General features: G+C 38.1%; 15 protein-coding genes and 3 pseudogenes. 5 read left to right on the top strand and 13 right to left on the bottom strand.

Annotated elements, in window-relative coordinates; translation table 11 throughout:
- The first annotated feature begins 92 nt into the window (after window positions 1–92).
- Window positions 93–1118 carry an Atu2307/SP_0267 family LLM class monooxygenase gene (locus OWR28_RS19235; protein WP_332388095.1) on the top strand — a complete coding sequence of 342 codons (1026 nt, stop codon included), beginning with the start codon at window positions 93–95 and terminating at the stop codon, window positions 1116–1118.
- A gap of 77 nt (window positions 1119–1195) precedes the next feature.
- Here OWR28_RS19235 and OWR28_RS19230 read toward each other — a convergent pair whose 3' ends face one another.
- From OWR28_RS19230 to OWR28_RS19215, 4 genes and pseudogenes are all read right to left on the bottom strand, one after another.
- On the bottom strand, window positions 1196–2329 hold the full coding sequence (locus tag OWR28_RS19230; protein WP_332388094.1) for an SbcC/MukB-like Walker B domain-containing protein: 1134 nt from the start codon (window positions 2327–2329) through the stop codon (window positions 1196–1198).
- 59 nt (window positions 2330–2388) lie between these two features.
- Window positions 2389–4230, bottom strand: a complete 1842-nt coding sequence (locus OWR28_RS19225) for an SMC family ATPase (RefSeq protein WP_332388092.1) — start codon at window positions 4228–4230, stop codon at window positions 2389–2391.
- 3 nt (window positions 4231–4233) lie between these two features.
- Window positions 4234–5437 (bottom strand): annotated as a pseudogene (locus OWR28_RS19220) (metallophosphoesterase family protein).
- Window positions 5438–5584: 147 nt separating this feature from the next.
- Window positions 5585–5737, bottom strand: coding sequence for a hypothetical protein (locus OWR28_RS19215; protein ID WP_002983641.1), 153 nt, complete (start codon window positions 5735–5737; stop codon window positions 5585–5587).
- 120 nt (window positions 5738–5857) lie between these two features.
- Here OWR28_RS19215 and OWR28_RS19210 point away from each other — a divergent pair.
- Together OWR28_RS19210 and OWR28_RS19205 are read left to right on the top strand one after the other, a co-directional pair.
- Window positions 5858–6105 (top strand): annotated as a pseudogene (locus tag OWR28_RS19210) (VF530 family protein).
- A 181-nt stretch (window positions 6106–6286) separates the two neighbouring features.
- Window positions 6287–6787, top strand: a complete 501-nt coding sequence (locus tag OWR28_RS19205; RefSeq protein ID WP_041462100.1) for an FKBP-type peptidyl-prolyl cis-trans isomerase — start codon at window positions 6287–6289, stop codon at window positions 6785–6787.
- Window positions 6788–6920: 133 nt separating this feature from the next.
- Here the strand turns inward: OWR28_RS19205 and OWR28_RS19200 are convergent, their stop codons facing one another.
- From OWR28_RS19200 to OWR28_RS19185, 4 genes and pseudogenes are all read right to left on the bottom strand, one after another.
- Window positions 6921–7274 (bottom strand): hypothetical protein, encoded by a 354-nt coding sequence (locus OWR28_RS19200; RefSeq protein WP_332388090.1) that lies wholly within the window; start codon window positions 7272–7274, stop codon window positions 6921–6923.
- Between the two features lie 20 nt (window positions 7275–7294).
- A complete protein-coding gene (locus OWR28_RS19195) occupies window positions 7295–7513 on the bottom strand; it encodes a hypothetical protein (protein ID WP_332388089.1) in 219 nt (72 codons plus the stop codon).
- Window positions 7514–7516: 3 nt separating this feature from the next.
- The gene (locus tag OWR28_RS19190) at window positions 7517–7894 is read right to left on the bottom strand and encodes a YchJ family protein (RefSeq protein ID WP_332388088.1); all 378 of its coding nucleotides are present in this window, start codon (window positions 7892–7894) and stop codon (window positions 7517–7519) included.
- 230 nt (window positions 7895–8124) lie between these two features.
- A pseudogene (locus tag OWR28_RS19185) lies at window positions 8125–9842 on the bottom strand (M3 family metallopeptidase).
- 663 nt (window positions 9843–10505) lie between these two features.
- Between OWR28_RS19185 and OWR28_RS19180 the strand changes: the two are divergent.
- Window positions 10506–11333, top strand: coding sequence for a GIN domain-containing protein (locus OWR28_RS19180; RefSeq protein ID WP_332388087.1), 828 nt, complete (start codon window positions 10506–10508; stop codon window positions 11331–11333).
- A 1-nt stretch (window position 11334) separates the two neighbouring features.
- Here OWR28_RS19180 and OWR28_RS19175 read toward each other — a convergent pair whose 3' ends face one another.
- The 5 genes from OWR28_RS19175 to OWR28_RS19155 all read right to left on the bottom strand — a co-directional run bounded on the left by OWR28_RS19175 (window position 11335) and on the right by OWR28_RS19155 (window position 15776).
- Window positions 11335–13224 (bottom strand): monovalent cation:proton antiporter-2 (CPA2) family protein, encoded by a 1890-nt coding sequence (locus OWR28_RS19175; protein WP_332388086.1) that lies wholly within the window; start codon window positions 13222–13224, stop codon window positions 11335–11337.
- Window positions 13209–13748 carry an NAD(P)H-dependent oxidoreductase gene (locus OWR28_RS19170; RefSeq protein ID WP_332388085.1) on the bottom strand — a complete coding sequence of 180 codons (540 nt, stop codon included), beginning with the start codon at window positions 13746–13748 and terminating at the stop codon, window positions 13209–13211. The genes OWR28_RS19175 and OWR28_RS19170 overlap by 16 nt, the downstream gene beginning before the upstream one ends.
- A gap of 198 nt (window positions 13749–13946) precedes the next feature.
- Window positions 13947–14759, bottom strand: coding sequence for a TPM domain-containing protein (locus OWR28_RS19165; protein WP_332388084.1), 813 nt, complete (start codon window positions 14757–14759; stop codon window positions 13947–13949).
- Window positions 14740–15168, bottom strand: coding sequence for a TPM domain-containing protein (locus OWR28_RS19160; RefSeq protein WP_433987192.1), 429 nt, complete (start codon window positions 15166–15168; stop codon window positions 14740–14742). Before OWR28_RS19160 ends, OWR28_RS19165 begins: the two co-directional genes overlap by 20 nt.
- Before the next feature lie 2 nt (window positions 15169–15170).
- Window positions 15171–15776: a LemA family protein gene (locus OWR28_RS19155; protein ID WP_002983620.1), complete on the bottom strand. Its 606-nt coding sequence runs from the start codon at window positions 15774–15776 to the stop codon at window positions 15171–15173.
- A 73-nt stretch (window positions 15777–15849) separates the two neighbouring features.
- Between OWR28_RS19155 and OWR28_RS19150 the strand changes: the two genes are divergently transcribed.
- Entirely contained in the window at window positions 15850–16344 is a 495-nt protein-coding gene (locus tag OWR28_RS19150) for a dihydrofolate reductase (RefSeq protein WP_332388082.1), read from the top strand.
- Window positions 16345–16366 lie beyond the last annotated feature (22 nt).

Raw genomic sequence — 16366 nt, 5'->3', positions numbered from 1 at the left:
TTAGTGTTTAAAGAAATCAGCTTCCGATCTTAACAAACATCAATGTTTTTGGTTTTCCATAGTGGTAACTTTGTATCACTAAAATCAACAATATGGAATTAGGAATAGGAATGTTCGGTGATCTGGCTTTTGATCAGTCAACCGGAAAATATAGAGATGCAGGAACTAAGATCCGTGAAATACTGGATCAGGTAAAATTAATGGATGAGGTGGGAATTGATGTTTTCGCAATGGGAGAGCATCACCGTCCGGATTATGCTGTTTCCTCACCGGAAATAGTGTTGGCAGCAGCAGCAAGTATTACCAAAAATATAAAACTGGCCAGCGGGGTTACTGTTTTAAGTTCTTCGGAGCCGGTAAAAGTATATGAAGATTTTTCAACACTGGATCTTATTTCAGATGGAAGAGCTGAGATATTCGTGGGACGTGGAAGTTTCATTGAATCATTTCCGCTATATGGTTATTCATTGAATGACTATGAACAGTTATTTGATGAAAAACTGGAATTGTTACTGAAAATCAATTCCGAAGAAAACGTAAGCTGGTCCGGAAAACTTCGTGCCCCGATGCAGAATCAAACGGTATATCCAAGAGCAAAAAATGACGGAAAACTTTCCATCTGGAGAGCCGTTGGAGGAACTCCGCAGTCTGTTTTGAGTGCTGCACAGTTGGGAATGCCGTTAGTGGTAGCCATTATTGGAGGAATGCCTGTCCAATTCAGGAATCTGATCGAGTTTTATAAGCAGGAATATCAAAAAGCGGGACATGATGTTTCGAAAATGCAGATCGCCATTCACTCCCATACCTTTGTGAGTGATGATCAGAAAGTAGTGGATGGATATTTCCATAATTATAAATCCCAGATGGATAGAATAGGTGCTTCCAGAGGATGGGCTCCTTACACAAAAGCACAGTATGAAGGCGGAAGAAGTAAAGACGGTGCATTATTTATCGGAAGTCCGGCTGAGGTAGCAGATAAAATTGCTTATATGAAAGAAATTTTCGGAATTACAAGATTTATCGGGCATATGGATGTGGGAGATCCTGCCCATGATGTGATGATGAAGTCTATAGAATTGTTTGGAAATGAAGTGAAGCCTGTTATAAAAGGACTGTAACAGGGAAGTTTGTGAGGTGTGAAAGCCACAAAAGAAACAAATCTTTTGTGGCTTTTTGTTATTGACAATATTTTGAACTAAATAATTTCAATAATACTTCCTCTTTCCTCATCCTTGATAATATTGAGAGCTGTTGGAATCTTTTCTTTCAGTTCTTCAACGTGCGAAATAATACCTACAATCCTGTTTTCTTTCATCAGATTGGTGAGCGTTTCAAATACGATATTCACAGATTCCGTATCCTGGGTTCCAAAACCTTCATCAATAAAAAAGAAGTTTTTATCTGCCTGCGCGTTGGCCTGAACACTTTCTGCCAGTGCCAGTGCCAGGCTTAAGGAAACCTGAAAAGCTTGTCCTCCGGAAAGTGTTTTTACACTTCTGCTTTTTCCTTCATTGAGGTAATCAATAATCTCGAAATCATTATTTTCATTAAGCTGCAGGCTCAGCTGATTTCTTGTCATCCTATGGAAACGTACATTGGCGTGGTCACAAAGCTGCCTCAGGTAAATGGATGAGACATATTGTACAAAACCTGCACCTTTAAACAGGTTCATCATAACCTTTAAATTTTCAGAACGTTTCTGAAGCTTTATAAGTGCCTTCAGCAGTTCTTCTTTTTTTACGAATTCTTTTTCCAGACGCTCTATTTCAGCCGTTTTTGTTACCACAGCATCACTGATCTGTTTTTGCTCGTCCTGTGCCTGGGTAAGCTGCTGTTCGACCAGGGAAAAACGGTTGTTATCAAATGAAAGTCCTTTCAGTTTCACTTCCAGTTCTCCGATGAATTTTTTTAAAGCTTCAAATTCAATTCTGAAATTCTGAACTTTAGTTCTCACAACCTGAATATCAATTTCCTGATGAAGAATAGTTTCAATCTCTTTAAAATCGGTGAAATTTTGATCTGTTAAGGCTTTGGCTATAACCGATTCATTTGCGGAAATCTCTTTCTCAAGTTCTGCGATCTGTTTTTCAGATTGGCTGACAATGGTTTTTTGTTCTGCCAGCTTTGGAGAAATAATCTTTTCCTGCTCTAATGCTTTGTTATAATTTTCTTCGGTTTCTTTGTTGGACAGAACCAGCTTTTGATAAGCATCTTCTATTTCTGTGATTGTTTTTTGAGCATACAGATTCCAGTCCAGGATTTTAAGTCCGGAACGGCTGATATTGATCTGTTCCTGTTTTGAAACTTCTTCCAGCCTGAAGGCCTCCAATGCGCTCTTATATTTCTCCAGAGTTTTGTTTTCTTTTTCCAGCGTTTCTCTTTCCAGTGCTATATTTCGCTCAGCTTCTTCAATCTTTTTTCTAAAGTGAATGAGTCTGAACGTTTTTTCTCAAAATCCTCTTCCTGATCATGAGAAAATGGCTTCCATGTAAAACTCAGGATATGATTCTCTATATCTTTCTGAATCCGGAGCACCGTTTTTTGCTCAGAAATAAGCTGTTCTTCAAAGATTTTTTTGCGGTCCAGAATTTTATCAATTTCAGATTCCTGCTTCTGAACGGCAGTCACTTCCTGCTCAACAGATGTAATTTTCTCCTGGATCTCCTGTAATTCAGTATTTACATCATGAAATTCCACAATGTGCGGGTGCTCTTTGGAGCCACAGAGAGGGCAGTTTTCGCCGTCGTGAAGTTCATTGGCAAAACGGGAAAGCTCTTTTTGTATTTTGAGATGATCCAGCTTTTTAGAAAGCTCTCTTCTTTTTATTTCTAGAGTTTCTTTCCTGATTCTGAAATCGTCTTTGTAATTCTCATGATATCCAAAAGGTTTTAGTTCTTCTGCAATTTCTGCAATCTGTTTTTGCTGCTGTTCAATTTTTTCGGTCTGTTCCTGCTGTATTTTTTTAAAATTCTTTTGTTGGATAAACCAGTTGCCTACTTCAGAAAGCAAGGCGGAATCAAGTTTTTGTTCTTTTAAAGTTTTAATCTGTGCAGAAAGTTCATCAATGGTCTTTTGAATTTTCTCCTTATTAAGATCTACTTCTTTTACCTTTTCAGAGCCTTTCCGGGTTCTTTCATTTAAAACCTTGATTTCTTCAGAAAATTTCAGGATCTGAACGATGAGGTTCATATCATTTTCCTGAATTTTTGATTGCTCCAATGCCTTAAACTGTGGTTCCAGAGCAGCGAGCTGTTTCTTTATAATAGTAAAAGCCTTTTCAGTTTCCTGCCAGGTTTTGATCTGCTGTTCTTTCTCGTTCCTCTTATCTGCAATTTCTTTGGAAAGCTTATTTTTCTCAATAATCAGCGGATTGAAGAGTCTGAAAATATGGTCATATAACTCTGCCTGAGCTTCCAGAGCATCTATTTGAGGCTTTGCTTCAGAGAGTTTACTGAATTTTTCCTTATTCAGCTGCAAACTTTCAAAATCACTTTTCAGGTTTTTCAGCTGTTGATAGATCTGGGAGATCTTTTCCAGTTTCTTATTGGCTTCCGAAAGTTTTTTCTGTTCCTCTGCAAGCTCCTCTTTCTGAATTTTGATTTTCTCTTCATTGATATCTTCAAAGCCTTTTAATTGCCCTTCAAGGTGATCCAGTTCAGATCTGTTTTTTACATTAAGGAGAGAAACATTGTTCTGAAGATCAAATTTCTGAAGGTTAAAAATTTCCTTCATCATATTCGTTCTTTCTGCAGCACCCAGCTCAAGGAATTCTTTGAACTGTCCCTGCGGAATAATAATGGTTCTTTTAAAGTTGGAATAGCTTAACCCAATAATAGATTCTGCATTTGAGTGCTCCAGAGGAATCCATTTACCATTGATGTTTTCATAAAAAGTGACAGTATTAGGTTTTACCTCTTCGAATTTTTTGGAATTTCTCTTAAAATCACGGGTTGCACGGAAGAGTTTATTCTCATAATTCACAAAATCAAATTCTATGTAAGAACTGTTTGATTTCAGATTCATCATGTTATAAGCCCTTTTATCACGCATATTCAGACGCTCTGTTTCGCCGTACAAAGCAAACGAAACCGCTTCAAGAACCGAAGATTTTCCGGAACCCACCGCGCCGAAAATCCCAAACAATCCTGCTTCAGTAAGATTTCTGAAATCAATAGTCTGGCGTTCCCGGTAAGAATAAAGTCCTTCGATAGTTAATTGAACAGGAATCATGGCTTATGCATTTAAAATTTCGTTAAACAAATTCATCAGTTCTTCATTGGCTTCCTGGCCGCCGTTTTTTGATTTAAAATAATCTTTGAACAGCAGCTCAATATTTTGATTTAAATTGATTTCATGAGCTTGTTCTTCAGTAAATTCTTTATTTTTACTTTTGGAATAAGGTGAACAATTCCGTTATGAGACTGATAAATCAATCTTCTTTCATCAGCCGTTAAAAAAGTCTCACTTTCCAGTGTAAGTTCTATAAATGTATTGGGATTTTCACCCAGCCACTGAACCGTATCTTCTACAGACGTGAAAGTTTTTCTGACAAGGACCCTTCCGTTTTTTAAAGTCTTTTTTCATAGGTAACCGATTTTCCCGGTTCCGCATCAATGATAGAGACATATTTTGTATGCCCGGCTTCACTGAAACTGTAGCATAGAGGAGAAGACGAATAGATAGCAGGCTTTTCCTTCGTACCGATATTCTGAAAACCATGCAGGTGGCCCAATGCCGTATATTGAATCTGCTCAGGAATGCAGTCAGAGAAAATGAGATCTGCATTACCGATCTTAATTGGTTTTTCTCCTTCCGGTTCTTCTAAAACTTCCGCACCCCGTTTATTCATATACAAATGAGCGGTCAGAAGATTAACCCCGGAATCATCACAAAGCTGATCTGCAAGATCTTTCCATTTTTGAGAAAGCACTTTGTTGATCTCCTCTTCTTTATTTTCACCAAAATATTCTTTTAAACGGATTTCATTGGCAAAAGGAGTATGAAGGATTCTTACAGGGAAATCTATTCCGTGAATTTTCAGTTCTATAAAACCTTCTTTTGAGTTGGTTATGTTGAAATATTCTGTTCCGAAAGGAATAATTTCTGTCTTGGGATGGCCAATTAAAATAATTCCGCATTCCCGCGCCAGAGGATCAGGAGCATTGATTAAACTTGGAGAATCATGATTGCCGGAAATCGCAATCACCGGACGTTTCCCATTCAGAGATAAACGCTTCAGTGTTTTATAAAAAAGTTCAACTGCCTCTACACCTGGATTAAAATTATCAAAAAGATCACCGGCAATTAAAACTAAATCAACGTTTTGCTCATCAGCAATCTGAACAATTTCATTCATGACCAGAACCTGTTCTTCCAGTCTTGAAAAACGGTCGAGGCGTTTACCCAAATGCCAGTCGGCAGTGTGGAGAATTTTCATAATTTAAATTTGAGCATTAAAAAAGAATATATGCTGCATAATTTTCAACCTGCTTCGTAAAGAATTATTTTGCAGCTACTACCATGTAAAGATAGAGAATACTTAATTTTAAAAGTAAGGTTTCCCTTAATTCGGATTAAAACAATTTTATGGCTTATTATCAGCTTCTCTTGCTTTGAAATCTTCCCGGATCTGTTTTAACCTTGCCTTTCTTTCTGCTTCTGCATTTTGTATTTTGCGTTTCTTCTGATCAATTTTCTTTTTATTTTTTTTCCTGTTTGCTTCGTTGTTTTTGCTCATGTTTGGTAACAGATAATTTTACTGGTGAGAAATAGCTTCTTCAAAAATAAGAAACAAAAAGGGAAGAAGTATTGTGGATTTCCATATAAACATATAATAAATTAATTTTGTAGAAAAAAGATGGAACAACAGTCCAAAGACCCTTTACACGGAAAAAGGCTGGATGCTATCCTTGAGGAACTGGTAGAATATTATGAAGGTTTCGAAAGGCTTGGCGAACAGATCAATATAAAATGTTTTACAGATAATCCAAGTATCAGCTCTTCTCTGAAGTTTTTACGGAAAACCCCTGGGCAAGAACAAAGGTGGAAAGCTTATATCTTTTTATGCTGAGACAGAAAAAAAGAGAGGAAAATAGAAAAAAATAAAGCCGAGGAGTGCTGAATTTATTATGGAACTAATATAAAGTAAAAAGAATCATGTATTTTTTCTTTATGCCTTTCATAGCTTCCTTCTTCGATCCCCTATCTTCCATATTCATTGAATCATTTCAAAAACAGTATATTTGTATCATTAATCGTGAGACAAAATCACGAAAAAAAGAAAAATATGACAATTGAAAACAATCACGTTGTAGCTGTAAAGTATATACTTCACACTATCGAACCAGATGGAAGTAAGATTCTTGTAGAAGAGACAACAACAGAAAATCCGCTTACATTTTTGTATGGTGTGGGAATGATGATTCCAAAATTTGAACAAAATATCTTAGGTTTAAAAGCTGGCGACAAAGCTGCTTTTGTGATTCAGCCTGAAGAAGCTTACGGTGAAAGACAGCCAGATGCTATTGCACAATTACCAGTGGAGATGTTTAAAGAATCAGGACTTCCGCCAGTAGGAGCTATTTTGCCTTTATCTGATAACCAGGGAAACAACTTCCAGGCATTTGTAGTAGAAATTACTCCAGAAGTTGTGGTAGCAGATCTTAACCACCCAATGGCAGGTAAAGTTTTAGACTTCCAGGTAGAAGTTTTAAATACCCGTCCGGCAACAGAAGAAGAGTTGGCACACGGTCACGCTCACGGAATTGACGGAACTGATGCTCACTAAAAAATAAAAATGTCCGATTTTGTCGGACATTTTTATTTACAGAGTACATATTGATTATCATACATCCGGTTCTTTTGAATGGATGGTGCATCTGTGCTTTAACGGCTGGATTCTATATTATTCCCGGAAATCACTACTCTGCATTATATTCCGTCACATCAATAAACGTCAGAAACCACTTTGCTCCAATTTTAGTCATAATAAACCGGAAGCCATTTATGGGAGCTTTTTCTTTACTATTCTCGGCTAGTGTTACAAAAACTACATTTTTAGCATCCGAATTGATCCTGAAAATATCCTGATCTTTTACGGAAGACGGCTCCTGAAAATGATCTGCATAATCATTCACTACATTGGAATTAAACTGAACAGCTAATCCCTCTTTTTTCCATTTTTTATTTTGAGCATCATATTCGAAAGATGCATCAAACTGTATAGGAAATTGGTTTCTGATATTCCATGCCTTTTGAAGATAACCTAGCGGCATACTGAAATCAACATCTTCGTTTAAAACAAATCCCAGCTCATCATTACTTTAAAAAGGATTCCCACACCATAAGTTTTGTCTGTATATTTGTTGATAAGTTCTCCGTTTTTAGTCTGAAACCCTTTTAAAATATCAGTAACAGCAGCAGTTATCTGGCTTCTGTCATCAGCAGTCTGGGCATTAAAAAAGCTGAAGCTGCAAAACAGAAGCAGCAACGTGTACATAAAACTCTTCTTCATATATTAATCTAAAAATTCTCCTGAAACATAATACCAGCGCTCATGCATTTTCTGAAAGACGGAAAACTCGTGATGAATCTGCGGATGGCCGTCCTGATCTGTATAATAAGCTTTAAATTCCACATGGTTAAGAGCAGGAGTTCTTATGATCTCCAGTTTTGTCCATTGGTTAATTTCTCCCCATTCCTGAAGATCTTTCTTATTGTGATACTTTCTTTTTCCCGGAAGGGTAGTCTCCAACAGATATTCACCATTCGGAATGGCAAAAGCGGAGAATCTTGAACGCATCAGAGCTTCAGCCGTAGGAGCATGTTTTTCCCCGGTATGATAAGGTTTGCAGCATTCTTCGTAGGATTTTCCTGAACAGCACGGACAGTCCATTATATTGTATTTAAAATTGAAATGCAAAAATAATGAATCCTGACCGTTTAATACAGCTCATATTTTGATTAACGTTTAAAATATGATATACTTCCGGATTTTAAGATGACGCATTTTGAATTCAATAGGAACGGGCTTTAGCCCGTTAAAAAATAGAAAACAAAATTCTTCATCGCTTTAGCCGAAACATAAAAAAAGAAGCACTCTAATGAAAGAATGCTTCGCTTGATTTATTTAATAAACCCTCTGTTTCTCAATAAAGGTTTGATATCCGGATCGTGCCCTGTAAAGTCCCTGAATGCCTGATTCAGATCCACAGAATTTCCTACCGAAAGAATATATTTTCTGAAACGGTCGCCGTTTTCTCTGGTTAATCCGCCATTTTTGCTGATCCATTCCCATGCATCATTATCCAGTGTTTCAGACCATAAGTAAGCATAATATCCCGCTGAATATCCACCTCCCCAGATGTGGGCGAAATAAGGTGTGTGGTATCTTGGAGGTACAGTTGCTAAATTGAATCCATGATTGGCTAAAGATTGCTTTTCAAAATCAAGAACAGTAATAAATTGGCTTTCATTGCTTACTGTATGCCAATCCATATCAAGTTCAGCAGCAGAAACCAGTTCAGTAGTCATATATCCCTGATTGAATGTAGCTGCCTTTTTGATTTTTTCTACCAAAGCCTGTGGAATAGGCTGTTTTGTTTCATAATGAACGGCATAGTTTTTCAGAACAACAGGATCTAACGCCCAGTGCTCATTGATCTGGGACGGGAATTCCACGAAATCCCTTGGTACATTCGTTCCTGAAAGGGAAGGATATTTCTGGCTGGCAAACATTCCGTGAATAGAATGCCCAAATTCATGGAAGATGGTTGAAACATCATCATAGCTGATTAATGAAGGTTTCCCCGGAGCCGGCTTCTGATAATTGTAACAGTTAACAATTACAGGTTTTGTTCCCAGTAAATAAGACTGTTCAACAAAATTGCTCATCCATGCACCTCCGTTCTTAGAATCTCTGGTATAGAAATCCAGGTAGTAGATTGCGATAGATTTTCCATCATGATCGAAAACCTCATACGTTACTACATCCGGATGGTAAACCGGAAGATCAGTTCTCTTTTGAAAGTCAGTCCGTAGAATTTTTCGGCGGCGAAGAAAACTCCTTTTTCAAGAACGGTTGTGATCTCAAAATAAGGTTTTATTTCACTTTCGTCAAGATCAAACTTTGCTTTTCTTACCTGTTCAGCATAAAAATTCCAGTCCCATGGCTCTACTTTGAAGCCGCCTTTTTGCTGGTCGATAAGATCCTGAATATCTTTTGCTTCACGTCTGGCTGTTTCCACGGCCGGGGTAGCAATCTGGTTCATCAGCTTAGTTGCTGCTTCAGGAGTTTTTGCCATCTGGTCCTGAAGTTTCCACTCTGCAAAATTTTTCTTTCCGAGAATCTGAGCTTTTTTCAGTCTCAGTTTAGCGAGTTGTTCAATAGTTGCTCTTGTATCATTAGCATCTCCTTTTTCAGCTCTTGTCCATGAAGCTTTGAACAGTTTTTCTCTGGTAGCCCTGTTTTTTAAGTTTTGTAAAAGAGGTTGCTGTGTTGTATTTTGTAAAGCCAGAAGATATTTTCCCGGCTGTCCTGCCGTTTTGGCATCAGCTGCTGCAGCTGCAATTTCATCAGCCGAAAGTCCGTCAAGTTCTTTTGCATCTGAGAAGAATACCCCTCCCTGTTTTCTTGCTTCCAGTAATTTGTTGGCATATTGGGTAGAAAGAGAAGCCAGTTCCTGATTAATTTGCTTTAATTTTTCTTTATCAGCCGCAGAAAGATTGGCACCTGCAATTTCAAAGTTTTGCTTATAAAACTGTACCAGTCTCTTACTTTCAGCATCAAGGCCGTCTTCTTTAATGGATTGTATTCTTTTGTAAAGATTTTCATTCAGGTACATTTTATCAGAATGTGCTGCAAAGATAGGAGCATATTCTTCATCCAAAGCCTGCAAAGTAGGGTTCGTATTGGCACTGGTAAGATTAGAGAAAACAATTTGTGCTCTTCTCAATATTTCACCGCTTTTTTCCAATGCTACGATAGTATTTTCAAAAGTAGGAGCCGCCGGATTGTTGGCAATTTTGATGATTTCAGCTTCATGTTGCTTTAAACCAAAGTCAAAAGCAGGTTTGAAGTGTTCATTTTTGATTTTGTCAAACTCCGGGGCTTCATACTGAAGCTTGCTTTTCTTCATAAAAGGATTCGAAGATAAAGAGGGATCAGGGGCAGGAAGCTCCTGTTGAATATCGGTCTGTTTCATTGTAGTACAAGATTGATTGAACGCCAAGGCAGAAATTAATAATACCGATGAAATATTCTTCATAAATATAATTGTTATTAAACCATAAAGATATTAAAAACTTTATATATTGGAGATGTATTTATTGAAGCTGGTTTAGAATGTTTTTTATACTGCATAATTCAGGAAATGTGCAAAAAAATTCTTTTAAAAGGGAATTGATAAACCATTGCAGTATTTTTAATGGTAATGTAATATTTTTTATAAATTAGTTGTTATTTAAGTATAAAGAAATTAAACAAATAATTGACAAAAGAAATAAGCATGAAAACAGGGACTTTATTTATTTTTTCAGCCTTAGTGGCATTGACTTCATGTAATGATAAACATGAGAACAGAAACAGAGACAGGGAAGGTGACAGGGGTAATTGGGTAGAAAAAGTGGTAAGCAAAGAAACCGGCCCGATCCGGCATAAAGAAGTTACAGGAGAGTTTGATGAAATTCAGGTTTCACAGGCAATTGAAGCTGAGGTTATAAAATCTGAAACAGAAAAAGTAGAAATTTCGGCACCTCAAAGTATCATTGATGAAATTCTTATAGATAATGATGGCGGAAAACTGCACATCCATTATAAACCTGGGATCAGAGTGATGAACATCAGCAAAGTGACCGCAAAAATTTATGCTAAGGATTTTAAAAAGCTTTTGGCAGATTCAGCCGCGAGAATTATTGTAAAAGATAAATTTACCCAGGAAAAAACTGATATCGAAGCTTCAAGTGCAGGAAGTATTTCCGGTGATCTGGAGGCTAACGATATGGACATCAATGTAAGCAGCAGCAGCAGCTTCGATGGTAAAATATGGGCCGTGAACCTTGATGTTGAATCTTCCTCAGGATCTACTCTTGATCTTTCAGGAAAAGCAAAAAAAGCAGATATCAGCGCCTCTTCAGGCAGCAGTGTTTCAGCCAAAGGAGTGATTGCTGATGATGTAGAAGCAGATGCATCCAGTGGAGCGAGTGTTCACATCAGTGCTGTTTCCAGTGTGAAAGCAGGTGCTTCATCGGGCGGTAGTGTGGATATCTCGAAAAAAGGAGAGCTTAAGAGTGTGAGCAAGGAGGAAAGCAGCGGGGGAAGCGTAAACATCCAATAAATTAATCCTGGGATTCTTCCTCATCTTCTTCATCAGCGGATGAGGATCCCTCCCAGTTTTTATTATCAAAGTTAAGATTATCGTAAGCTAACAATTCCTCCTCACGCTGGAGGATTTCTTTTGTGGTAAAGAGGGTAATATCGTCATCGTTTTCCTTCATTTTGGCCAGTTTCCGGATTGAGGCTTTATCAATAGCCATAAACCTTTGCCCCAGACGTCTTGCAGCATATTTTCTCATCCCTGTTTCATGAAGAACATCCACAGCCATATCAACTGCTGTTCCTAAGGTTTCACGGTATATATGATTGACCCCGTTATTAAGATAGTCATAAGCATCAATTCTGTTTTTAGCCCTTACAAAAATTTTCACATCAGGATAATGTTCACGCACAAGTTCTGCAATAAACTTATTATCATCCGGATCATCCAGGCATAAGACAAGAATCTCAGCATCTTCAATTCCTGCTGCCCTTAAAATAGGAATTCTGGTAGCATCACCATAGTAGACCTTAAAGCCGTAGCTTCTGAGCAGTTTTACACGATCAGAATCCCGGTCCAGAACTGTTGCCGGTATTTTATTGGCTTTTAAAAGGCGTCCTACGGTACTTCCGAAATGACCAAAACCTACAATAATAATTTTCTTTTGGGTAACTTCACTTCCAAGGATATTAAAATCATGCTCTTCTTCCGGAATTTCTTTAATGAATTTCGGAGTAATAAATTTATCATTGATAATAAGCAGGATAGGGGTGATACACATGGTAATTGCTGTAACAGCCATCATTTGTGCATTCATCTCGGGACCCAGCAGATAAAGATCCGATGCATAATTGAGCAGTACAAAAGCAAATTCTCCAACCTGGGAAAGCGCAAATGCATAAAAAAGACTCTGAGGAGTATCTATCCTGAAAAATTTTCCGATGGTGTATAAAACGATAAATTTTACAACCAGTACAGCAAAAACAGTACTGAATATAAACAGCGGATCTTTCTGAATAATGTTAAAATTAATGGTAGATCCTACACTGACAAAAAATACAGCCAGTAAAAGCCCTTTGAACGGATCAATCTGTGCTTCCAGCTCATGACGGAATTCACTGTTGGCAAGCATCACCCCGGCAAGGAAAGCCCCCAGGGCAGGTGAAAGGCCGATAACAACCATCAGCTCTGAAACCCCGATAACGAGGAATAGAGAAGAAGCGGTCAGCAGCTCTGTCATACCCGATTTTGAAACATAACGAAGGAAGGGAACAAAAACATATCTTCCTAATAAAATAAGCAAGGCAACACCAAAAATTACCGTTCCTGCCTGAAGCCATTCCGGCAGTTTCTGTATCAGAATCTGGATTTCATTATCATGATGCTTGGCCTTGTAATTGGCTATAATAGGAAGTATTGCCAGGATAGGAATCACCGAAATGTCCTGAAAAAGGAGCGTAGAGAATGAGGCTTCTCCGGCTGTGGTCTTGAGGTTGTTTTTTTCCTGTAAGGTCTGCAGAACAATTGCCGTGGAAGATAGAGCAAAACACATAGCGATGGCAACCGCTTTGTCTATTCTCCATCCTGCAATGATGAATACAAGAAATAGTAGTGCAATCGTAAGTGCCATCTGGGAAAGTCCCAGCCCCATTATTTTCTTCCTCATTTCCCAGAATTTCCGGGGTTCCAGCTCTAACCCTACAAGAAACAGCAGCATGATGACACCAAATTCACTGGCATGCATGATATCATCTACATTTTTCCCTGTAAGCCTGAGTACATACGGTCCAATGATAATTCCTCCAAGGATATAACCAATTACAGAGCTCAGCCCTAATTTCCTGGCCAATGGAACCATGATAATGGCTACACCCAGAAAAATTAATGTATTCATCGCTAAGCTGGATTCCATATGTTATTGATTAAGGAGTTCTGTAAATTCTTTTTTATGTAAAATAATTTCTTTTTGGATAATTTATTGGCCTCGTAAACGATTTTAATATGTTTAATATCTGCTTTGAAAACTTTTAAAGAAACAATCAGCCCGCTGATCAGTTCATCTATGGTATATTGGTATGTGCCGGTTTTACTGAAAGATCTCTCTTTGCCTCCGGTAGTGACCAGAATATAAACTTCTTTTCCTTCCAGTGGATTGTATTCGCCCTCTTTAAGCCAGTCTCTGTCGAACACTTCATCAATCCATAATCTGAGGAGAGGCGGCATTCCGAACCATATCAGTGGGAACTGGAAAATAAACCTATCGTAATTTTTGAGACGTTTTCTTTCTCTGAAAGCTGCTATATGAAAGTCAGGATATTCTTCATAAAGATCTCTTAAGGTATAATGCTGGTGGCGAACGTAGAAATTGATGAGCTCTACATTCGAATTGGAGTGCTCCAGATAAGGGTGTGCAAATACTACCAGCGTCTTCTTCATAATCCTGTTTTCAGTAAATATAGTGAAAAAATATTGAATTAAAGATGGTTTTTATGTGATTTTATTAATTTTTTAATATCGAAAAGCTGATTTAATATTAAGAAAAGTTAAAGAATCAATGTTATTTTAGTGTTTTAAATAAAAAAATCAGATCAATGATGATCTGATTTATATAAGTTTTAAAAAATATTTATTTGTTTACCAGCCTCCGGAGGCCCCTCCGCCGCCAAAGCTTCCACCACCGCCGAAGCCTCCGAATCCGCCGCCTCCGCCGGAACTTCCGCCTCCAAAGCCACCTCCTCCGAAGCTGCCAGGGAATGGGAAGAAGCCGCCAGGATAATTTCTGCGTCCTCTTCTGGTGATGATTACATCATCATCGTCATCATTATTTCCACCGCGTCCGCCGCCTCTGTTTCCAAAAAGAATGGCAATAATGATGAAAATAACAAAAGCAATGATCAGAACTTTAAAGGCACTCCCGTTACCGGAAGGAGCCGTTGTCGGCACAGGTTTGAATTTTCCCTGAACGGCTTCCATAATGGCTGAGGTTCCTCCATTGATGCCCTCATACCAAAGTCCTTTCTTAAAATTTGGGGTAACGATGTAATCCAGGATCTGCCCAGCTACTGAAGCGGTAAGATATTGCTCTACAGCACGCCCTTGCTGGATAGACATTGTTCTGTCTTCTGTTGCAATCAGGAAAACCACTCCGTTATCCACATCTTTCTTCCCGATTTTCCATTTCTCACCAAACATGGTTGCCAGAAAGTTGACATCTTCACCTTTGGTAGAGCGGATGATCACTACTTCAATTTCGGTTGAGGTAGAATCTGCAAACCTGATCAGTTTATTATTGAGCGCGTCCTTTTCCTGCTGTGAAAGGAGTCCGGCTTCATCAAAAACAGGATACAGCACTGCAGGTTTTTCGGGAATAGTGTATTGTGCTGATACAAAAGTGTAAAAGCAGAGCAGTAAAAATGAAAATACTATTTTAAGAGAATGTAATTTCATTTGGAAGTTGGTTTGGATTTTCTCCTTCTACAGGAAAATGTTTTTTGAGTTCAAGTCCTGTTTCCAGAATTGCACTTTTCAGTGCCTGGTAATAATTTCCTTTGGCAAATTCAGCAGTAATGTAATCGTGAAGATGGTCCCAGTAGCTCTGTTTTACCTTTTCATGAATTCCGGTATCTCCAATGATGGTAAGATATTTCTGTTCAAAATTGACATGGAAAAGAACAGCATTTCTGTCAGCGGTTTTGTCCATACCCAGTTTTTTGAAAACCTCAAAAGCTGTTTTGGCATCACGGTTTTCCGTATTGGAATCAATATGCACCCTGATCTCTCCCGTAGAATGATCTTCCGCAGACTGAATCGCTTCCACAAGGGAAGCGATCTGTTGATTTGTTAGGAAATTACCCATTATTATTTGAATACTTCAGGGGCTTTCTGAGCTCCTGCATCAGCTTTGAAATAAGGTTTTTCTTTAAAGTTGGTGAAATTCGCCAGAATATTATTCGGGAAAGTCTTGATAGACGTGTTGTAATCCTGTGCAGCATCGTTGTAATAAACAGTTTCAGTTCTGATGCTGTTTTCGATAGCAGTGTACTCTCTTTGGAAATTGATATACTGCTGGTCTGCTTTTAAGTTAGGATAAGACTCTACCACAGCCATCAATCTGCTTAATGCTCCGGACAATTCTCCCTGTGCAGCCTGGAATTTTGCCAGATCAGCTTCAGTCATATTCGTAGGGTCAATATTGATAGAAGTAGCTTTGGAACGTGCTTCCACAACCTGTGTTAAAGTTTCCTGCTCAAATTTTGAATACGATTTTACGGTTCTTTCCAGGTTAGGGATAAGGTTGGCTCTCTTCTGATATACCGTTTCTACATTAGACCATTTTGCGTTCACAGTCTGCTCTTTGTTGACAAAGTTGTTATAGCCGCTTTTTCCCCAGAAGAATAGAACAGCAACAATAATAAGGAGGGCGATACCAATGGTTCCTGCACCCAGACATCCTTTATTTTTCATAGTTTATTTTTTTAAATTTTTTGTGCTAACCAAATATACAAATTATGTGCTAATTTTGTAAAAAATTATTTGAATGACAACAATAGTGGTGGCGATGGGAGAGAAAAATGAAATTGGTTTTGAAAACCAGTTGCTTTGGCATCTTCCGAAAGATTTGAAACATTTTAAAGAAATTACTTCAGGGCATCCGGTTATTATGGGAAGAAAAACATACGAAAGTATCGGAAAAGCCCTCCCAAACCGTACCAACATTGTTGTGTCAAGAAAGAAAGACTGGTTTGAAGAAGGAATTCTTATTGTAGGAAGCATCAAGGAAGCATTGAAATTTGCAAAGAAGATTGATGAAGAAGTTTTCGTGATCGGAGGTGGAAATATCTATGAGCAGACTATGGATGTGGTAGACAGACTTGAAGTTACCTTAGTGAAAGCAGATCTTGAAGCGGATACATTTTTCCCGGAAATAGATCCGAAAATCTGGAAAAAAACCAATGAAACCTGCCACGAAAAAGACGAAAAGAATGGCTATGATTTCTGTTTCCAGACGTTTGAAAGAATTAAGAGCGAATAGTTATAGGAATTCTAACCTCTAA

Origin of the sequence: Chryseobacterium sp. 1B4, from assembly GCF_036631475.1 — a bacterium.
In the GTDB taxonomy this organism is placed as follows: domain Bacteria; phylum Bacteroidota; class Bacteroidia; order Flavobacteriales; family Weeksellaceae; genus Chryseobacterium.
This window is presented reverse-complemented; position numbering and strand designations above follow the sequence as displayed.